At 66.2% G+C, this 19,259-nt stretch carries 12 protein-coding genes and 4 CRISPR repeat arrays; of the genes, 9 read left to right on the top strand and 3 right to left on the bottom strand.

Annotated elements, in window-relative coordinates:
* Window positions 1–226: 226 nt before the first annotated feature.
* Together ACLJRL_RS07040 and ACLJRL_RS07035 are read right to left on the bottom strand one after the other, a co-directional pair.
* On the bottom strand, window positions 227–1,153 hold the full coding sequence (locus ACLJRL_RS07040) for a hypothetical protein (protein WP_410655247.1): 927 nt from the start codon (window positions 1,151–1,153) through the stop codon (window positions 227–229).
* The gene (locus tag ACLJRL_RS07035) at window positions 1,150–5,229 is read right to left on the bottom strand and encodes a polymorphic toxin-type HINT domain-containing protein (protein WP_410655246.1); all 4,080 of its coding nucleotides are present in this window, start codon (window positions 5,227–5,229) and stop codon (window positions 1,150–1,152) included. Before ACLJRL_RS07035 ends, ACLJRL_RS07040 begins: the two co-directional genes overlap by 4 nt.
* Before the next feature lie 377 nt (window positions 5,230–5,606).
* On the opposite strand from ACLJRL_RS07035, the gene ACLJRL_RS07030 reads away from it, so the two are divergent.
* The 4 genes from ACLJRL_RS07030 (at window position 5,607) to ACLJRL_RS07015 (ending at window position 9,546) form a co-directional block, all read left to right on the top strand.
* Window positions 5,607–6,116 (top strand): hypothetical protein, encoded by a 510-nt coding sequence (locus tag ACLJRL_RS07030; RefSeq protein ID WP_410655245.1) that lies wholly within the window; start codon window positions 5,607–5,609, stop codon window positions 6,114–6,116.
* A 107-nt stretch (window positions 6,117–6,223) separates the two neighbouring features.
* On the top strand, window positions 6,224–8,113 hold the full coding sequence (locus ACLJRL_RS07025; RefSeq protein ID WP_410656141.1) for an FG-GAP-like repeat-containing protein: 1,890 nt from the start codon (window positions 6,224–6,226) through the stop codon (window positions 8,111–8,113).
* Between the two features lie 268 nt (window positions 8,114–8,381).
* Complete coding sequence (locus tag ACLJRL_RS07020) at window positions 8,382–9,209, top strand: hypothetical protein (protein ID WP_410655244.1); 828 nt, start codon at window positions 8,382–8,384, stop codon at window positions 9,207–9,209.
* 82 nt (window positions 9,210–9,291) lie between these two features.
* Window positions 9,292–9,546, top strand: a complete 255-nt coding sequence (locus ACLJRL_RS07015) for a hypothetical protein (protein WP_410655243.1) — start codon at window positions 9,292–9,294, stop codon at window positions 9,544–9,546.
* A 138-nt stretch (window positions 9,547–9,684) separates the two neighbouring features.
* Here ACLJRL_RS07015 and ACLJRL_RS07010 read toward each other — a convergent pair whose 3' ends face one another.
* Window positions 9,685–9,903, bottom strand: coding sequence for a hypothetical protein (locus ACLJRL_RS07010; protein ID WP_410655242.1), 219 nt, complete (start codon window positions 9,901–9,903; stop codon window positions 9,685–9,687).
* A 103-nt stretch (window positions 9,904–10,006) separates the two neighbouring features.
* On the opposite strand from ACLJRL_RS07010, the gene ACLJRL_RS07005 reads away from it, so the two are divergent.
* From ACLJRL_RS07005 to casB, 5 genes are all read left to right on the top strand, one after another.
* Entirely contained in the window at window positions 10,007–10,453 is a 447-nt protein-coding gene (locus ACLJRL_RS07005) for a histone-like nucleoid-structuring protein Lsr2 (protein WP_410655241.1), read from the top strand.
* Window positions 10,454–11,094: 641 nt separating this feature from the next.
* Window positions 11,095–11,671: direct repeats of the CRISPR family, unit length 28 nt; unit sequence GGACCAGCCCCGCTCGCGCGGGGAGAAC.
* Between the two features lie 92 nt (window positions 11,672–11,763).
* A CRISPR array of direct repeats spans window positions 11,764–12,585; the repeat unit is 28 nt; unit sequence GGACCAGCCCCGCTCGCGCGGGGAGAAC.
* Between the two features lie 93 nt (window positions 12,586–12,678).
* Window positions 12,679–13,014: a CRISPR direct-repeat array (repeat unit 28 nt; unit sequence GGACCAGCCCCGCTCGCGCGGGGAGAAC).
* A 94-nt stretch (window positions 13,015–13,108) separates the two neighbouring features.
* Window positions 13,109–13,565: a CRISPR direct-repeat array (repeat unit 28 nt; unit sequence GGACCAGCCCCGCTCGCGCGGGGAGAAC).
* Between the two features lie 788 nt (window positions 13,566–14,353).
* Complete coding sequence (gene cas3 / locus ACLJRL_RS07000; RefSeq protein ID WP_410655240.1) at window positions 14,354–16,753, top strand: CRISPR-associated helicase Cas3'; 2,400 nt, start codon at window positions 14,354–14,356, stop codon at window positions 16,751–16,753.
* On the top strand, window positions 16,750–17,070 hold the full coding sequence (locus ACLJRL_RS06995; RefSeq protein ID WP_410655239.1) for a hypothetical protein: 321 nt from the start codon (window positions 16,750–16,752) through the stop codon (window positions 17,068–17,070). Before cas3 ends, ACLJRL_RS06995 begins: the two co-directional genes overlap by 4 nt.
* The gene (gene casA / locus ACLJRL_RS06990) at window positions 17,067–18,659 is read left to right on the top strand and encodes a type I-E CRISPR-associated protein Cse1/CasA (RefSeq protein ID WP_410655238.1); all 1,593 of its coding nucleotides are present in this window, start codon (window positions 17,067–17,069) and stop codon (window positions 18,657–18,659) included. Before ACLJRL_RS06995 ends, casA begins: the two co-directional genes overlap by 4 nt.
* On the top strand, window positions 18,656–19,258 hold the full coding sequence (gene casB, locus ACLJRL_RS06985; protein ID WP_410655237.1) for a type I-E CRISPR-associated protein Cse2/CasB: 603 nt from the start codon (window positions 18,656–18,658) through the stop codon (window positions 19,256–19,258). The genes casA and casB overlap by 4 nt, the downstream gene beginning before the upstream one ends.
* Window position 19,259 lies beyond the last annotated feature (1 nt).

Raw genomic sequence — 19,259 nt, 5'->3', positions numbered from 1 at the left:
ACTAGCCTGCCACCCTTGATCAGTACCGCGGGGCATCTTCATTCTCTAGTGAGGCAACACCGTGGAACCCGACCGTCAATCACTGAGTCACGACGACGGGCTCCCCTGCAGCTGAGCATCTCAGCCGGAACATCTTCTTCGTTGACCTGGGGACGCTCCGAGCACCCTCCGCGGCCTGCGACGTCGCCGAGACCGCGAAGAACGCCTCGCCGCCCACACCCGCTGATCAGAGCCAGGAGCGCGGTGCGGGCCCGTTGTCGAAGCGGCCCTCATTGATCTGTTTCTGGAAATACTCGTCCATATAGGTCGCCCGATAGGTGCCGTCCAGGACCCCGACGGCCTCCGCTTCGGCCTTGTCGAGGAGGCGGAAAGGTCCGTCGAGGGGCCCCGCACCGCCGTACTCGCCGAACCGATGCCCCGAGTCCGTCACCGCCTTCCAGTAGACCTCGGGTGGGTCGGGGAACAGTTCGAGCAGAGCGGGATGGTTACCGATGATCGGCCAGGTCCCGTTCTTGATCAACCGGTGGCCCGTGTAGATCGGAATGTGCCGGGCGCGATGACGGCCGGCGTCGCCGATCCGCGGTGGCGAGAAGACCCCTGCCAGCAGTCCGACGGCGAGGCCCATGGTGTCGTCGCCGAGCACAACCGCCAGGTGGTGCCCTCGCGGCTCCGCGGGGATCGCGATGACGTCGCCGATCTTCGGCTGGACACTCTTCTTGGCCGCTGGCATCGTCAGCGCAAGGATGTTCTCGGCCGTGATGTCGGCGAAGGCGCGCCCGCCCGCATGAAGGACTTCGAGAACACTGTTCGCGAGATCCTGTGCAGACAACGTACGGCCATGGCCGGGCCTGCTCCGGTCGATGAGAAGCGTCAGGAAAGCGCCCGCTTCGCTGAAGGTGTTGTCGTTGAGCGAGGCGACCCTGTCGGAGGGGTCGGCCTTGTACCACCTGTTCCCTTTTTTCTTCGCCTTCATCAGAAGCGGGACAGGGGCGCCGGAAAGGACGTCCTCGCCCGGCTGGATCGAGACGCTCGCTATCTCGAGGAACTCTCCGAGTGTCGGTTCTTCCCCGATCTCCTCGGTGAACGCCTCGAAGACATAATCCAGCGAATCCAGGGCGGCTCGCAGGTCCTCCGCTGCCAGAAGCGGGCTCACGGACAGCTCCCGCCACTCAGCTGCTTGAGCCGCGCCTCGTAGCCTTCATACTCCGGCATGCTGCGCTCCGCGAGGGGGCGCTGCCGGTTGCCGCGGAAGTCCCCTTCCGGGCGGCCGATATAGGTCTTGTGCTCTTCGCCGAGTCGATGCTCCAGCAAACGGGCCTCCCCATACGTCCGGCTCTGCGGAACGGGGTCCAAGTAGTCGCCATTTTCCTTGTTGAACCGGTTCCCGTTCTTTGAGTGCCGGTACTCCACATTCGCGACGGTCTGTTCCCCGCCGAACATACCTGAGTAGTAGATGTTGTCGTTCTTGTCCTTCAAAAAGTAGTTTTTGAAGTCTTTCCTGCTGAGGTGCTTGAGACGGCCGGCAGAAATCTCGACCGCGTTGGTGGTGAGGACGGCGGTGTCGCCTGCCGCCACATAGTAGCCGTCGCTGTCCGCGGGTGACAGGTGGTAGACCTGTGTGACCTGCGTGTACGAGCGGACTTCGACGACCTTCGCGGGCTTTCCGTCCCGGGTGAGCAGATGCTCACCGTTCTGGATGTCCGCGGCCGCTGCTTCCGCGTGGCGATCGGCCACCCAGAAGGGCTGGTCGGCGCTCGCGTCGACTGAGCCTCGCTTGCCGCTGGCGTCGATGGTCAAGGTCACCATCTGCGTGAGGCCCTTGCCTCCGGTCACGGTGGCGACTGGACGGGTGGTGGCCTGGCGGGTCGCCGGATCGACCGAGGTGACCCGGTCGCCCGCGACAACGTCCTTGGTCGCCTTCCGGGTGTCGTCGGCCATCACGATCGGCGTCGCGGCCGCGACGCCGCTGGGTCTCACGGGGAGCTTGCATTGCCGCATCGCTTGGTGGATGGCGTTGCGGCCAGCCATGACCTCGTCTTTGGCCTCCGCGGACCGCTTGAGGAACTGGCCGACCTTGCCAGCGATCTTGGCGATCGCGGCGATCAGTTTGCCGCCCTTGGTCAGCAGCCCTATCGGGTTGGCGAAGCTGAGGGCGTTGAGGACGGTCAAGATGCAGGCCTCGACGTCGCCTTGGGTGAAGCATTTGACGGCGTCGTTGTAGCCGATCATCTCGAGGATGATTTCGGCGCCTTCCTGCTTCAGGAAGTCGAGCAAGGACATGTTGGCGTCGGCGACGGCCTTGTTGTACTTGTCGATGCAGGCTTGGTCGCCCTTGCAGACCGCGGCCAGATCCGCCTGTTCCTGAGCGGTCAGCGGTCCGCCCGCGATCGCCCGTTGTTCGTCCTGCTGCTTGGTCGCGGCGATCTGATACGCCTCGTCGGCTGCCTCCTGCGCGAGCGCGGCGTCACGGCCAGCGGCCAGTTCGGAGTCTCGCGCGTCTTTGGCGGACTTGGCAGCGTCCGCGGCGGATGCCCGTGCCTGCGCCGCCGAGCTCTCCGCCCGGGTCGCCGACAGTGTGGCCGCGGCGGCGGCCCTTTCCGCGTCGGCGGCGGCCGCTCGGGCTGTCCGGGCGGACTCCGCGGCCCGGTCGGCGGACGCCTGTGCCTCGCGTGCCGATTGTTTGGCCTGAGCCGCCCATTGCGCGGCTTCGTCTGCCGACTTCTTCGCCTCTGCAGCCCAATGCGCGGCTTCGTTCGCCGCGTTCCGGGCGACGGCTGCGACCCTGGCGGCCTCGGCCGCGTTGGATCGGGCTGTCGCCGCGATACGCGAAGCCTCCGAAACCAGCCGCTGGACGAGCGAGACGTGCGAAGCGGTCAGCGAGTCCCGTTGAGCGGCCTTGAACCGGCCGGTCTGGATGAATTCCCTGGCGTACGTCGGAGGACCGGCAAGCGCGATCCGGCCCGCGGCCTGGACTTCGGGGCCGCCGGTGTTGATGATCTGCCCGATCGTGATGCGATCGTCCAGTTTGGCCGACTCGAACTGGCCGACCTCGATGAACTGGCGCACGTCGTCAGGGGTGCCGTCGAGCGCGGCTTGCGCCGCCCGCTGCGTGGCGGCACCGCCCTTGGCCATGATCTGCCCGACCAGTTTACGGTCGTCGAGCTCCTTGCCCTCGTAGTGTTTCGTCCGAAGGAACTCGCGAAGCTCATCGGCGTCGCCGAGGAAGGCTTGTTGTGCGGCCGTTCTCTGCTTGTCGATCGTCGTGTTCTCCGCGATGAAGCGGACCCGCGCGCGGTCGTCTTCTTCCGCCGCTTCCTCACGGTCGGTGAACAGGTAGTCGAGCATCGTCTGTTCGTCGCCCGCCAGCGCCCGTTCCGCGGCGTCCCGGCTCCACGGGCCACCCTTGACCCGGAGTCGTAGTGCGGCCTGTCGTCCGTTGCTCAGCATCGTGGCCGTGTCCGCGCCCAGGGCGGAAGCGAGCTCCAGCATGCGCTGGGTCTCCTGGTCGACGCGGGTCGCTTCGGCGGCCTCCCAAGCCGCTTTCTGTTCCAGGTCCTGCTTGACCTTTTCGGCGGCCGCGATCCCTTCTTGCTCCAGCCGTTCGAGCCGGTCCTGGTCCGACTCGCGGGCGTTCTTCTGGATCCGGTCGGCCAGTTCCGCGGCTTGGGTGGCGGCCGTGGCCGCCTGGAGTGCCGCTTGAGCGTGCTTTTCGGCTTCGGCGGCGGCGTTTTCGGCTTCACCGGCGTGATCAGCTGCCTCGTCCGCGGCACGGGCTGCGTTCTCGGCATGCACGGCGGCGCCGATCGCGGCGTTATAGGCGTCTCCGGCGGCCGCGGCAGCCTGCGCGGCCAAGTTCTCCGCCTTGGTCGCCGCACGGTTGGCTTGTGCGGCGAAGCGGTGCGCATCGGCCGCCGCACGACGGGCGCGGGCGGCTTCCGCTTCGGAGACTCCTGCCTGACTCGCGGCCTCTTCCGCGGCGTAGGCGGCTCGATCGGCGTTGGCGCCGGCATTGGAGGCGCCGCGCGCGGCGCCCGCGGCTTGGTTTGCCGCCTCGCCTGCTGCTTTCGACGCGTCCGCGGCAAGTCGGGCGCCCGCCGCGACATCCCTCGCCTGCTGCGCGGCGGCTCGAGCGTTGGCGGCCTGGCTCGCGTCGCCGGCGGCGGCCGCTGCTGCCCCGCGGGCGTTGGACGCCGCTTGGGCGGCGGCCGACGCGGCCGACGCCGCCCGTGACGCGGCTTGTGAGGCGATACGGGCGGCGTTGTTCGCGGCGTTGGCCGCCGTCACCGCTTCCTGCGCCGCTTGAGCCGCGCGATTGGCGAAGTCCGCGGCCCGCCCTGCAGCCGCTGCTGCGGCTGCCGCGTCGTCCTTGGCCGCCGCGGTCTCTTCCGCAGCTTTGATCGCGGCCAGCTTGGCCAGTTCCGCCGCTGCGACGGCGCGCGCCGAGGCGTCTTTCGCGGCTTCCGTTTCGATGGCGGCTTCGGTGCCGGCCGCCTTGGCGAGGTTGACCAGTTCGGTGATGCTCGCCTGTTCGTTGTCCCTGGCCCGAGCGGTGTGCTGACCGGTGGCCAGGAACTCCTTGACGTCATCGTCGGTGCCTTCGAGGGCCAGTTGGGCGGCCTTGTTGACCTCCATCCCCCCATTGGCCATGATCGCCCCGACCTGCTTGCGGCGGTCGAAGATCTGAGGCGTGTACTGCCCGTCCGCGAGGAACTTGAGGACGTCTTGGGCGGTTCCGTTCAGTGCCTTCTGTCCCGCGGCCCGGGTGCCGGCGCCGTTCGCCGCCATCACCTGCCCGACCTGCACCCGAAGATCCAGGCGATGCGGTTCCTGCCAGCCGCTCTCCAAGAACCGGCGCACGTCCTCCGGGCTACCGCCCAGTGCCACCTGCGCGGCTTCCCGGACCCGCCGCCCGGACATGGCCATGATCTGCCCGACCTTGATGCGGTTGTCGTGGGCGATCGTCAGGTGCTGGCCGTTGGCGACGAAGGCACGCAGTTGCTCAGCCGAGCCGAGCAGCGCCACCTCGGCGGCGTTCTTGGTCGCCCGGCCGCCGGTCTTCAACAACTCCACCGCGATGGCGCGGTCGCCGCGAACCTGGTCGTCGACGTTCTGCGTCTCGGCACCAGCGGGTTGCACGAGGATTCCCCCGAGCAACATTAAAACGACTAAGATTATCGCAAAGTGCCGTAGATTTGGCCGCGAAAATCTCAGGCGGACACCGTCACACACAAATTCCCCCCGTTGTCAACAGTATGCATGGAGCCAGAGAATCAGAAGGTCCGACATCCGGAGAACGCCTTCCCGTGGAGTGTAGTCACAATAAGTGAGTTGTTGGCAAACCTTGTATTAGTCGGGGCGATCGGAGCATTCACTTGAGCCGAATAGAGCAACGTGTCGACCTTTGAAAGGTGCTGGATAATCCTCAGTGGACGGGACGTTTGACCTGCTGAAGCGCCGCTTGTAGCATCTCGGCGGGCAAGGGGGTGGGACTCATGGCTTGAGAAGTCGTGGGTGTCCTGCGCGTCCGTCATCCGACGCGACAATTCTGGTGCGGCGACTCTTGTTCCTTGGTTGTGCTTTTCCAGGAAAGTGGGAGAACTGTGCTCATGCGTGTCAAGGGGGCCGTTTCGGCCGTCTTTGCCCTGGTGGCCGTCGGCTTTGTGTTAACCGCGGTCGACGCCCGGGGCGCTGACGAACCGGCGGTTTCGGCCGATGTCGGCCAGGTTTCACTCGTCGAGGACTATCAGCATCCGAACAAGGAGGGTGCGGCCGCCATCGGCCTGACGCTCAAACATGGAAACGGAAAGATATTCTGGGTCGACTGCGCGATAGGCGCAGACCTGGTCACCGTGGAAAGCGACAGCATTACCACGCCGAGTCACGTCGCGTGCTTCAAGGTCGTCGGCATTGATGGCTACCTGGCCTTGGAGATACCCTCAACCTACTTCGTGAAAGCCGGAAGCCATAAACTCACTGCCACGCTGACTGGTCGAGTCAACGGCCAGGACATCAAACGCGACTACAGCATCAAGCCAGGGCAACTGACCCCTGTCGGCGAACCCGTATACCCGGACGAAGGGCCAGCCGCCCTGGTCGAATTGCGATCGGTCGCTTGACGATCGCAATTCGCGTAGTTCTGCCTGACGATTCATGCTGAAGCGATGGGGATAAAATGAAGTATCGAAGACGGCGGTTTGCTGTCCTGTTCACCGTCACTGCGTTGGTGGGCGGGGCCTCCACGGTGCCCGCCCATGCCGTCTCCGGTGGGATACCTGTCACCGACGGGAACTACGGTTTCACTGCCAAGATCGACATGGAGGGTGCGGCCTGTAGCGGTGCTCTTGTGGCGCCGGACTGGGTCATCACGTCGGCGTCCTGTTTCGCCGGCAATCCGCAAGGTGGTCTTCCCGTCAAGGCGGCCACCGTCACCGTGGGCCGCACCAATCTCGCTGGCACCACCGGCAAGGTCGCCAAGGTGACGAACCTTGTGGCTCATGCCAGCCGCGGGGTGATGCTGGTGAGGCTTGATACGACGATCACCGATATCGCGCCGGTGTCGCTGAGGGCCGCTGCCGCGGTGGGTGGTGAGAAGGTGCGGTTGGCTGGCTATGGTCGTACTGCCACCGAGTGGGTACCGGACAAGCTGCATTCGGCGTTGTTCACCGTCGGCACCCCGACAGCCGGCGATGTTCCTCTCACTGGTGACAACGGGGCCGACGCGTGTAAGGGCGACGCGGGCGGCCCGGTGTTCCGTGAGGTCGCGGGCAAGGTCGAACTGGTCGGTGTGGTGGGCGCTTCCTGGGAGCACGGGTGTCTCACCGTGACCGAGACCCAGCAGGGCACTACCGCTACCCGGACCGACGATCTCATCGACTGGGTCCGGGATCAGATCATCGTGCTGGCAACGAAGGCGAACTCGCACGCCATCACGGTGAGCTGGAGTCCGCTGGCACCGCAGGACGACGCGGGATACCGGCTGTACGCCGCCACCACCCCGGAGGTGCCGATCGACGCGGCGCATCTGCTGACCACGACTCGGACGGCGACCTTTGTTCACAAGTCGTTGCGTGCGAAACAGAAGTGGCACTACCGGGTGGTGGCGAGCACCGGGGATGGGTACACGACCCGGCCCAGTGCCACTGTTTCAGCGACGACGCTGCCCCGGCCGGTGTCCGACTTCACGGGTGACGGCAAGGACGACATCGCCACCTTCGTCCGCGGCACCGGCGGTGACGTCTATGTAGCCAGTTCCGACGGCGGCAAGTTCGTCGGCGACGCGAAGCTGTGGCACGACTACTTCGCGGTCGGCGCCGAGGTTCCGTTGGCCGGGGACTTCAATGGTGACGGGAAGACCGACGCCATCACGTTCGTCCGGGGGACCCGCGGGGACGTGTACGTCGCGTTGTCGGACGGTTCGAAGTTCGGTGCGAGTGTGCTCTGGCATGAGTACTTTTCCGCCGGTGCCGAGATTCCAGTGGTCGGCGACTTCAACGGCGACGGGCTCTCGGATATCGCGACGTTCCTGCGCGGTACCTCGGGCGACGCGTATGTCTCGTTGTCCGACGGTACGAAGTTCGGTCCGAGCGTGATCTGGCACGACCTGTTCGCGACCGGCGATCAGATGCCCGTGATCGGTGATATCAACGGTGACGGCAAGGACGATGTGGTCGCCTTCGCTCGCGGAGGCAGCGGTGACGTGTTCGTCACCTTCTCCGACGGAACCAAGTTCGGTGCTCCGGCATGGGGCCACGAGTCCTTCGCCTACAACGACGAGATCCCCGCTGTGGGTGACTTCAACGGTGATGGCCGGGACGACATCTCGACGTCTGTTCGAGGTGCCGGCGGTGACCTGTACGTGGCGCTATCCGACGGTGCGAGGTTCGGTGTCGGCGTTCTCTGGCATGACAACTTCGGTATCGGTTCGGAGATTCCCGCTGTCGGTGACTTCAACGGCGACGGCAAGACCGACGCGGCACTCTTCAAGCGCAGCCCCACCGTCGACGTCCTCGTAGCCCCATCCGACGGCGCGAAGTTCGGACCCGCCGCGCTATGGCACGACGCGTTCGCCTACAACGCCGAGGTACCCGTCCCGCGGAGCATCCTCATTCTCTAGTGAGGCGACGCTGGGGAACCTGACCGTCGATCAGTGAGTCTTGACGGCGGGTTCCTCGGCGGCCGCGCGCATCACCGGTGGGTGAATCGCGTCGGTGGCGACCGTGCTCAGTCAGCGTCCAGGGCGTCGCCGGGGGCCTATGGTTTGTCAAGCTGCTGCGGCAGTGGGCATGCACGTCGGCAACACCTCCAGCTAGGCTGACCAGTCGCAGATCGGCGACATGAATCGGCAAGCGTCGGGTGCGGGCCTACGTAGCTGAGGGAGCTGGATGGACGAGGTGCAGCTGTCACCGGACCGGCGGCAGGTGGCCTCGCCTCTGACCCCGGAGATGCTGGCGCCGATGGACGAGCGCTGCGAGGTCGTGCAGTTCAATCAGCCCCTGACAACGGACGAATACCAGCGGCTGAGCGACTTTCTGATCGACTATCCACGGGTGACGCTGCGGGCGTACTCGTACTACCAGGGCAGCTTCACTGACTTCGAGTATCTGCGGTACTTCCCGCATATCCGGCATTTTGAGGGCCAACACTACCTGGCGGAAAGTCTCGACGGGTTGCGGCACCTACCGGATGATCTGGTGTCGCTGGAGCTGGGGAAGACCAAGAAGCGGTTCAGCCTGCGGGCGATCGAGCACCTCACGAACCTGCAACTGCTGGACCTGACCGGGTTTACCAAGGACATCGAGGTCGTCGAGACGATGACCGAGTTGCGGGCCCTGCAATTCCGGTCGATCACGCTGTCCAGCCTTGCTGTGCTAAGACCGCTGCAGCAGTTGGCCGCGTTCAACCTAATCGGAGGCGGCACCAAGGATCTCGACGCCCTGCCGCAGCTCGGTTCGCTGGAGGCCCTGGGGTTGTGGCAGATTCGCGGTTTGAGTGACGTGTCGGCTGTCGGACGGATCGCTACGCTGCGGTATCTGTCGTTGTTCGAGCTCAGGCAGGTCACCAGGCTGCCCTCGTTCGCCGGTTGCCCGATGCTGGAGGTGATCTCCTTGAACACGATGAACGGCCTGACCGAGATTCCGCCCGAGGTCGAGGCCCTGCGGCGGGCGGCGTCCGGGAAACACCCGGCGCTGGCGCACTGGGACGTCAAGTAATCCAGCTTACGGTAACTGGGTGTCCTGCGGAACTTGCTAAGCTGCTTGGGGCTCGGGTATCCAGGCCGGGGTTCGACGGCTGATGACCGTCGACGCTGGCCCCACCAGCCCGTTGATCAGACCGGCTGGCCAACTCGCCGATCTTGCTTCGTGGTCGGTTTCCTTCCATGCCGCCGGGATCGAGCTCGGCAAGCTCGCCCGAGCAGGAACCCTTCGTCGCGGCCTGCGGGCCGTTCTCGCCCATCACGTGATCTTCCATTGGAACCGAATGGGCTTGCCCTACAACGCGCAGAGCCTCCTTGCCCACGCCGCGAAAGCTGTTGTCTTCGAGGATTGAGCGTGACCGTCCGCTGCAACCAAGCCGCAGATCAGGTGGGCGCGACGCCGGTGGCTTCGTCGACAACGAGGCCACCGTGTCCAGCACCCTGTCCACCCAACTGTGGTCCCGGCGATCTTTTCCTTGCGCACCAGGCGATCAGGGCGCTGTGAAGCGGTAGTCCGCCGAGTCCCCATTGCCTGGGTTGGTGTGAAGGCCGTCCTCGACGGCCAGTTCGCTCATGCAGCTGATGACGGTCAACGCGGCAAACGAGTCGTAGACCAGGACCGACGTTTCCTTGTTCTTTTGCAGGTCTCGGTTCAGGACAGCCGCGGCGTGGGTCTCGTAGAACTTGGGCGGGCGGAATTTCGGAATCACGTCGTCCGATGTGTGTCCTGCCGCAACGCTGGTGAACTGCAGCTAGGCTCCGAAGTTCGTTGGCGCGTAGGGGCGCTGGTCGACTTGGTGAAAGGCTGTACGGATGGCTCAGAAGGTTAGTGTCGAGATTATCGATGATCTCGACGGTGGTGAAGCGACGCAGACGGTGCCGTTCGGGCTCGACGGTGTGCAGTACGAGATCGATCTCTCCGATGAGAACGCGCAGGCTCTGCGCGATGAGCTGGAACGCTACGTCGAGGCAGGTACCCGTACCGGCGGGCGCAAGCTCCGGGTCGCGGCCGGCCAGTCCACGGCGAATGGAAGCGGCGGCGCCACGACGTCTGCTGATCGTGACCGTAACCAGCAGGTCCGTGCCTGGGCGTCAGAGAACGGGTACGCGATCGCCGAACGCGGGCGCATCCCGAACGAGATCTACGAAGCGTTCGGCAATGCCGCGCCGGTCGAGGACGTTGAGCCGGATCCGGTGGAGGAAGCTCCGGTGAAGCCGGCACGCAAGCGAGCACCGCGGAAGAAGAAGGCTGAGAGCTAGCAGCCCGCCGGCTGCTCTGGTCCGGCGACATGGCGCACGGTGCATGTCGCCGGTTCAGGGCCGGTGCCGAGTCGCGGCCTGTTCGTCGGGCCGAGTAGCTGTGAGCACTGACAAAGTGAGAAGGGGCCGGATCGCAACCGGCCCGGTGATGACATGGCGATGGGCGTCGTCGTGACCGGATTCAGGCTGGCGTGGGGCCTGTTTCGCGTAGTGTTTGCAGCTGTGACAAGGTAATTTCTGCGTAAGTGCGGTCTCAGGGGTCGACACCCAGGCGCCAGATAACTGTCGGCAGTCACGTTGCTTGTGTCCGGTGTAAAGTCGCAACCGTCCGAGACTACAATTTTCGATAATCTGGGAGAACTGCTCAGGCCGCCGCCATAGTCGACATTGTATCCCCGCGCCTTGGTTCACGAGCAGAAAATGCGGATTGCCACGCATTCGCATGACGCCGGCTTCCTCGTCAATGATCAGTGTTTCCAGCACTTCGCCTTCCGGCAACGGCGGCGGCGAGCGGCGACGGACCAGCCCCACTCGGGCGGGGAGAACTTGAGGTAGTCGTGGATCTGGCCGACCTTGGCGGGAGCAGCCCTGCTCGCGCGGGGGAGAACAAACTACGAGGTGCGGCACGGTAGCTCTGCTACGGACCGGCCCCGCTCGCGCGGGGAGAACCAGGCGGCGCCTAACTTCGGCGGGCTGGAGTCGGGACCAGCCCCGCTCGCGCGGGGAGAACCGGCCGGCCTCGCAGGACGGGTTGCCGCACCAGGGACCAACCCCGCTCGCGCGGGGAGAACCTGGTCAGCCCGAACCGGCCCGATCGCTCGACCGGACCAGCCCCGCTCGCGCGGGGAGAACCGCCGCCAGTACTCGCCGATCACCGTGTCCTGCGGACCAGCCCCGCTCGCGCAGGGAGAACACCGACCACTTCGAGGTCTTCGGCGACGCCACCGGACCAGCCCCGCTCGCGCGGGGAGAACCGGCGGAAGCGAGCCGCCGACCGGATGGCCGCGGGACCAGCCCCGCTCGCGCGGGGAGAACCGGACGAGAAACCGGACGGGGAAGTCGTGCTACGGACCAGCCCCGCTCGCGCGGGGAGAACAGGTGCCCGTGTGCGCCGGTCGCGTCGGTGACGGGACCAGCCCCGCTCGCGCGGGGAGAACAAGGAGATCCACGAAGCGGGCGTCACCGTCGAGGGACCAGCCCCGCTCGCGCGGGGAGAACCGCGAGGCGGTCGACGAGCAGAACGCCAACGGCGGACCAGCCCGCTCGCGCGGGGAGAACGTCGCGCTCAAGCCCGAACGCCGCGTCGACAGGGGGCCAGCCCCGCTCGCGCGGGGAGAACGGCGACCTGGCCGCCTACTGGTACGCGGACCCGGGGCCAGCCCCGCTCGCGCGGGGAGAACCGGCCTTGACCGTCCTGGGTGGTTCTGCTGCCCGGGCCAGCCCCGCTCGCGCGGGGAAAACGACACGGTGATCGATGTCGTCGGCGGGCACGACGGACCAGCCCCGCTCGCGCGGGGAGAACGTTCTGATAATGCCTATTATCGAAACATCCGTGCGGACCAGCCCCGCTTGCGCGGGGAGAACTAGGGGGGTGTGTCTTGGTGTATGGGCTTGAGGGGACCGGCCCCGCTCGCGCGGGGAGAACCCCGGGGTGTGCCCAGTCGCAGGGATGACGTCGGGACCAGCCCTGCTCGCGCGGGGAGAACAAGCTGAAGCAGTTCGCCGAGCTGATCGGCCGGGGACCAGCCCCGCTCGCGCGGGGAGAACGAGCCGACTTCGGCCGATCTGGCGGCCGTCGAGGGACCAGCCCCGCTCGCGCGGGGAGACCCGAAAACCGGTCACCATCGGTCACCCGACTGCGGACCAGCCCCGCTCGCGCGGGGAGAACTTGGTGCGCTGCTCGGCAGTGCGATAGCCCGTGGGACCAGCCCCGCTCGCGCGGGGAGAACTTCAGTGACGCGTAGGAGTTCTCGACCGGCGCGGGACGAGCCCCGCTCGCGCGGGGAGAACTTTGACCTGTCTCCGGACGGCCTTCACGCCACGGGACCAGCCCCGCTCGCGCGGGGAGAACCATTCACCCCAACCGGCCAGCTTGCGCTCAGCCGGACCAGCCCCGCTCGCGCGGGGAGAACACGGACCGGCCTGATCCAGGGCTACTGCCAGGCCGGACCAGCCCGCTCGCGCGGGGAGAAAGGCTACATGGCGATCCTGCGGAACCTGAGGAACGGACCAGCCCCGCTCGCGCGGGGAGAACCGCGCCGGCCACGTCGCCGCCTACCGCGAACGCGGACCAGCCCCGCTCGCGCGGGGAGAACCACCGCCACTGCACGGAATGCCAGGACGGCGACGGACCAGCCCCGCTCGCGCGGGGAGAACAAGCGCCAGGGCAAGACGGCTGACGGCCAGTACGGACCAGCCCCGCTCGCGCGGGGAGAACCGTGCCGGGCGGCACGGCCACCCACATCTACAACGGACCAGCCCCGCTCGCGCGGGGAGAACCCCGCGCAACCCGACCCTGAACGACCTGGCGGACGGACCAGCCCCGCTCGCGCGGGGGCGACGACGCGCGCGGCGGAGGATTCGAACCTCCAGACGGACCAGCCCCGCTCGCGCGGGAGACGACACCTGGCGTTCGGCGAGGCCTGCGGCGATGGCCGGACCAGCCCCGCTCGCGCGGGGAGAACACTGCGGCGCTGATCTCCCCGAGACCGGTCCCGGGGCCAGCCCCGCTCGCGCGGGGAGAACGCCATGGGGGTCGCTGCCCGCGGGCACGACCTTGGGACCAGCCCCGCTCGCGCGGGGAGAACCTTTTGGGAAGGAACCCTTTCGTGGGTAGACAGGGACCAGCCCGGCTCGCGCGGGGAGAACTGAGTTGTCCAACGGGATGCGCGCGGTCTGGAGGGATCAGCCCCGCTCGCGCGGGGAGAACCTGCACGAGGCCTTCGCCAGACCGCGTCCAGAGGGACCAGCCCCGCCCGCGTGGGGAGAACATCGTCAGCAGGGCGGGCTACGCGCCGCAGACCGGACCAGCCCCGCTCGCGCGGGGAGAACTTCGGCCGGTCCGCTGCCGACGGCTCCGAGTGGGGACCAGCCCCGCTCGCGCGGGGACGACCGTGAACTTCTGGCAGGACAACAACACTCAGCCGGGACCAGCCCCTGCTCGCGCGGGGAGAACTTTGTCGGTGGCAGCCGGGCTGAATCGCCACGACGGACCAACCCGCTCGCGCGGGGAGAGCTCACAACGACGAACAATAGCTGCTGGTCGGGGCGGACCAACCCCGCTCGCGGGGAGAACGTCGAGCTCGACACCAAGAAGGCCTCCGCCGAGGGATCAACTCCGCTCGGGTGAGGGAACCTGGCCCCGCTGGTCGGGTTCAGTCACGACGTCGTCGGCTACGGACCAACCCCGCTCGCGCGGGGAGAACCCGGTGAGCAATCACCGTTTCACGTCGGCCTGGGGCCAGCACCGTATGCTCGCGGACGTCGTTGCGATTCCCTGCCGACCGCGGTAAAGGAAGGGTTGGCATCGGGTACGCGACGTCGCTGCTAAGCGCGTGGTGGGGCCAGTCCGGTGCACATGTGCGCCGGACGCCGCGGCCGACGAGGATGAAATGTTCGGGACGAGCCTTGCGTGAAGGCCGGTGATGCTGGCGTACGAGTTACTCCCGGGTCTATGGCTGCGAGTATTGGGTTGGTTAATCGCGGGCGCCGTGCCTTGAGATCGTGTCGGGCGTGTACATATTCGTCAGGTTCTTATCGATCCGTCGGGGCGGCAGTCTGGGGTTGTTGAAAACGTGGATCTTGTGGATGTATTAAGCGGATTTCTGTCTCAAAGGAGGGGGTGTTCGTGAGGAGTTCGGGGGTGGCTAGAGTAGCGAATCTTGTTGGGGGCGGCTAGGTGTGGTCGGAGAGAAGGGCTGGGCGTTGGGTTCTGTCTTTCCCGTGTCAGTGGTGCCGTGGGGGAAGTCTGAGGCGCATGGTGGCTGCCATCCGCTGATATGTCACTCGTTGGATACTGCCGCGGTTGTCCAACGGTTGGTTGACGTCGTTCTGGGCGTGACTTTGCGACAGCATTTGGCCAGGCTTTTTCCTGATCCTGCTTTGTCGCGGTCTTGGTTGCCGGTGTTGTGCGGGGTGCATGACATCGGTAAGTATTCGCCTGATTTTCAGGTGTTGGATTTCGAGCTTGCGGTACGGCGTTTCGGTGAGTGGGTGTTCGAGGATCTCGAAGCGGTGCGTAAGCCTGCTGGGATGGGGCGACGGGTGGATGCGCCGCACGGGATCCTGACTGCTCTGCACGTGAGGGGCATGCTGGAGTTGTGGGGCGTTGCCAAGGGGCCGGCGTTGGGTGTTTCGCAGGTGCTGGGCGGGCATCACGGCTATTTCCCGGCCGGCGAGGCGGTTGTTCAGGTGCGGAAGGAGCGCAACGCTCACGGTGGTGAGGTGTGGGCGGCGTGGCGTACGGCGCTGGTTCTTGATCTGGTCAGGCTTCGAGGTGTGCCGGATCCGAGCTTTGCTGGGTGGCAGGATTTGGTGCTGTCGTTGCCCGCGGCGATCGGGTTGGCGGCGTTGACGACCGTGAGCGACTGGGTGGCTTCGGATGTCCGCAACTTTCCCTTTCTGGAGCCGGGCGTTGATCTGGATGCGTATGCGACGGCTTGTGAGGTGAGCGCTGACGCGGCGGTCGCACGGTTGGGGATGTCGCCGTGGTCGCCGCCTGAGCGGACAACCTTCGGGACGCTGTTTCCGCACGAACCGCGTCCTGTGCAAGAGGTTGTCGAGCGTGTGGCCTCGGAGTTGACGGAGCCGGTTCTGTTGGTGGTGGAGGCGCCGACGGGGGAGGGGAAGTCGAAGGCGGCGCTGCAGGCTGCGACGTCCATGGTGCGTCAGCTGGGGGTGGCGGGTTTCTATGTCGCGATGCCGACTCAGGCGACCGGCAATCAGATGCTGGTGGAGATCCAGTCCATGCTGGATGGTCTGGGCGACGCGACCGCGGTGAATCTGGTGCATGCCGGTGCGAGGGACTTCCTCGCCGAGACGACGCTGAGGCCGACCGGGGTGGCGCGGGGCGAGGGCGGCGACGATGTAGCCGCCCAGGCCTGGTTTACGCGGAAGAAGAGCCTGCTGGCGCCGCTTGGGTGCGGGACGATCGATCAGGCGTTGAAGGGTGCTATCCGTTCGGGGCACGTGTTCGTTCGTCTTGCCGCGTTGTCGAACAAGGTGGTCGTGTTCGACGAGGTCCACGCGTATGACGTCTATATGTCGACGTTGCTGGAGCGGTTGCTGATGTGGCTGGGTGCGCTCGGCGCCCCCGTTATCCTGCTGTCGGCGACGCTCCCGGCTGGGCGCCGGCACGCGCTGATCGCGGCTTGGCAGGCCGGTCGCCGTGGGTGCTCTCCGCACCGGATTCCCGAGGTGTCCTCGACGGTGTCTTACCCGCGCGTCGCGGTCGCCACGGGAACCGGTGTCACCGAGCACCCTGCGAAGGTCTCTGACCTGAACAAGGACCGCCGGATTCACCTGAGCCGTGTCGATGACGATGAGATCGTTGAGTGGCTTCTTGAGCAGGCGAGCCGGGATCGTTGTGTTGCGGTGATTCACAATCTCGTGCGGCGGGCGACGAAAACCTACGACGCCTTGAAGGACCTGATCCGGGAACTTCCTGAAGCCGAGCGGCCGCTGCTCATCGCGATCAACGGCACGCTCCCCACAGGACAGCGCCGTGAGGTCGAGAAGCAGCTACGGCAGTGTTTCGGCGTGGACGGTGCCCGGCCGCGTCGGGCGATCGTGGTTGGTACGCAGGTTCTGGAGCAGAGTCTGGATCTCGACTTCGACATCATGCTCACGGATCTTGCTCCGATGGATGCGCTGATCCAGCGGGCCGGCCGGATCCAGCGGCATCGGCGCGACCAGTCGCGCGGAGAACTGCGTCTGGTCATCACCGGGGTCACTGACATGCCGGAGGGGCCGCGGTTCCCGCCCTATCTGCGGAACGTGTACGCGCCGGCCGTGTTGATGCGCACGTGGGCTCTGCTTCGTGACCGGGAGCAGATCGACTCACCCTCTGAGGTGCCGCACCTCGTCGATCACGTCTACGGAGGTGATATCGAGTGTCCGCGGGGCTGGGTCATTGCGTGGCGGAAGGAAGTGGAGCATCTTCGCGCCCTGCACGCCCGAGACAAAGCGGCTGCCGGAACCCTGTATCTCCCCATGCCGTACGCGGTCGAGGATCTTGCCGAGCTCACCGAGCGGCCGAAAAGTACACGGCAGACACGAAAGCAGCAGGGGAGGCGCCGATGACGGACGACGAGCTCCATGTCGAGCGGTCGGTCCGCGTGGTGCTGTATCGCCGCGACTCCGTGGGCACCATACGTCCGATGTGGAGTGACGGATCAGATGAGCTGTTGGATTCGGCCACTGTCCTGGTCGCTCCAGAAAACGTTCCCAGACAGGTGGTGCACGCCGTGCTGGAGTGCGAGGTGCCGTCCGAGTTCGCAGCGGATCCGTGGCTCAACGAGCACCGGGCGCTGGTCTTCGACGACAACAGGTGCGAGGTCGGCGGGTACACGCTGGCCTACCACGACCAGTTCGGTGTCTACGCGATCGAGGAGACATGACGACCCCTTTCGACCTGAGCACCGAACCCTGGATCGCGGTGGTTCGCCTCGACGGCACGCGAGGCGACGTGAGCTTGCGCGACGTGCTGCTGCAGGCACACGAGATCCGCAGGATCGTGGGAGAGACCCCGCCGATGACCGCCGCGCTGTACAGGCTGGTCTTGGCGCTGCTGCACAGGGTTTGCGGGCCGGCTCGCCGCGACGACTGGCGCGACCTGTGGTCGACCAAGGCGTTCGACGATGCCCCGCTGGTTCGCTATCTCGAAGCGCACGGGCACGAGTTCGATCTGTTCCATCCTGAGGTGCCGTTCCTGCAATGCGCGGCACTCCCGGAGGAAAAGGCAGGTACCGTCGCGAAGCTGATCCCGCACAAGTCCGTGGGAAACAACGCGACGTTGTTCGATCACACCGTCGTGTCGGATCGTGTGGAGTTGTCGCCGGCCGCGGCCGCGCGGTGGCTGGTGACCGCTCAGGCTTTCGACCCGGGCGGTATGAAAACCCCGTACGAGAAGGTCAAGTCTTCGAAACGTGCACCGTGCAGCAGCCTGGGGGTCGTGCTCGTCGAGGGACAGACGCTGAAGGAAACCCTCCTGTTGAACGCGGTCTCCTACGATCTCGAGGCCGAGAAGCCACCGAACACCACCCCGGAGGACGCTCCGGCCTGGGAACAAGAAGCGCCTATCCCCGCTCCGGGAAGTCGTCCTTTCCTCGGGTGGACCGACCTGCTGACATGGCCGTCTCGGCGTGTCAGGCTGCTTCCTGAGTCGGTCAGTGGAGAGCAGGTCGTCGCCCACGCGGTCATGACTCCCGGTGTGCGTCTTGAGGGCAACCCGCTCGACCAGGAGATCATGACAGCGTTCCGTACACCCCGTGCTGCGAACGGCAAGATAAAACCCGGTACCAAGATGCTGCCGATCCGGCTATATCCCGTTCGCGGGGTCTGGCGGCACAGCGTCGAACTGCTGTTGCACGACCCGTGGGAGGAAGAGCGGACACGGCAGCGTCCCCGTGCCCTGAAACAGATCGCCTCGTTGACCGAAGCCGGACACATCCCAGACGACACCGTCTACACCTTGCGTGTGTTCGGACAGAAGCTCGATAAAAACGCGTCCGTTGTGGAGGTGTATCTCGAGGAGGAGGTTCCGGCGCCGGTCGCCTTGATCCGGGCGACCGACGATGCACTGGCCGGGTTGATCGGTACCGCAATCGAACTCGCCGACGAAGCCGGTGCCGCTCTGCGAGGGATGCAACGTGAGTACCACAAAGACATGCGTGCCCGGCCGGACGTCACGCTGGACCTCGCCTACTGGCCGGCGCTGTCGCGGCCGTTCGAGGTGTTCCTGCGTGCGGTCAGCACCGCCCGGTTGCAGGCCACGTCGGAGCGGAATGCCGTCACGGCCTGGAGGCGGGCGGTCCTGCGGGTCGCCGAGGATGCCGCGGAGACGTGGGCAGCGGGTGTCGCGGCGTCTGATCGCAATCTCAGCATGCTCGGCAAGCAGCACGCGGTGTTCCGGAACCGGCTGTCCAAGATCGCCCGTGTCTTCGACGCCCGGGCCGCCAAGTACCTCACGAAAGATGAGACCGAGTGACCACCTCCGTCGCTGAACGACGAGACACCTTCGTCAAAGCCCTCCATGCCCTGCAGGCCGGAGCCGGCTCTGGCATCCCGAAGCGGCAGTCCGAGTGCCGGCAGGCGCTCGCCCGGCTGCGCCGCAGCCTGACCGGCCCGCGGCAGCAGACCGCGGCCTACGAGATCGTGTTCCGGCACGATCCACCGGAGTCCGAGCAGGAAGTCTGGCTCCTGGTAGCGGGCCTGTTCGCTACCCATCCCCAGCCTGCGAGACGCGGGCACCGCTCACTGGGCGCCTCGATGCGGGCACTGCGGGAGAAACGCGGTGACGCCGCCGCCCGCCGTTTCGAGCAGCTACTCGGCCGGGAACGCGATGTCCTGCCGCATCATCTGCGCCAGATCGTCCGGCTGCTGGCCAGCGACGACATCCCCGTCAACTACTCCTCGCTCCTCGACGATCTCGTCGTCCTGATGGGCGACGGCTACCGCGACAACCCGGCCCACCGGATCCGGCTGCGCTGGGCCCGCGACTTCCACAGCCCCGACTACACAGCCACTGCCTCCGGCACTACAGCTTCGACCGACGACACAACAACCTCTTCGCCCACACCGGCCTGAC

It is taken from the genome of Amycolatopsis sp. lyj-112 (genome assembly GCF_046549055.1).
Classification (GTDB): Bacteria; Actinomycetota; Actinomycetes; order Mycobacteriales; family Pseudonocardiaceae; genus Amycolatopsis.
The sequence above is the reverse complement of the archived record's forward strand: the minus strand, read 5'-3'. Positions and strand labels throughout refer to the sequence as shown.

What these genes read in the sequence shown, in the direction of transcription:
- ACLJRL_RS07030 (WP_410655245.1), top strand. Translation starts at nt 5,607, where the DNA reads ATGCGTGTCAAGGGGGCCGTTTCGGCCGTCTTTGCCCTGGTGGCCGTC.
- ACLJRL_RS07020 (WP_410655244.1), top strand. Translation starts at nt 8,382, where the DNA reads ATGGACGAGGTGCAGCTGTCACCGGACCGGCGGCAGGTGGCCTCGCCT.
- ACLJRL_RS07015 (WP_410655243.1), top strand. Translation starts at nt 9,292, where the DNA reads ATGACCGTCGACGCTGGCCCCACCAGCCCGTTGATCAGACCGGCTGGC.
- ACLJRL_RS07005 (WP_410655241.1), top strand. Translation starts at nt 10,007, where the DNA reads ATGGCTCAGAAGGTTAGTGTCGAGATTATCGATGATCTCGACGGTGGT.
- ACLJRL_RS06995 (WP_410655239.1), top strand. Translation starts at nt 16,750, where the DNA reads ATGACGGACGACGAGCTCCATGTCGAGCGGTCGGTCCGCGTGGTGCTG.
- casA (WP_410655238.1), top strand. Translation starts at nt 17,067, where the DNA reads ATGACGACCCCTTTCGACCTGAGCACCGAACCCTGGATCGCGGTGGTT.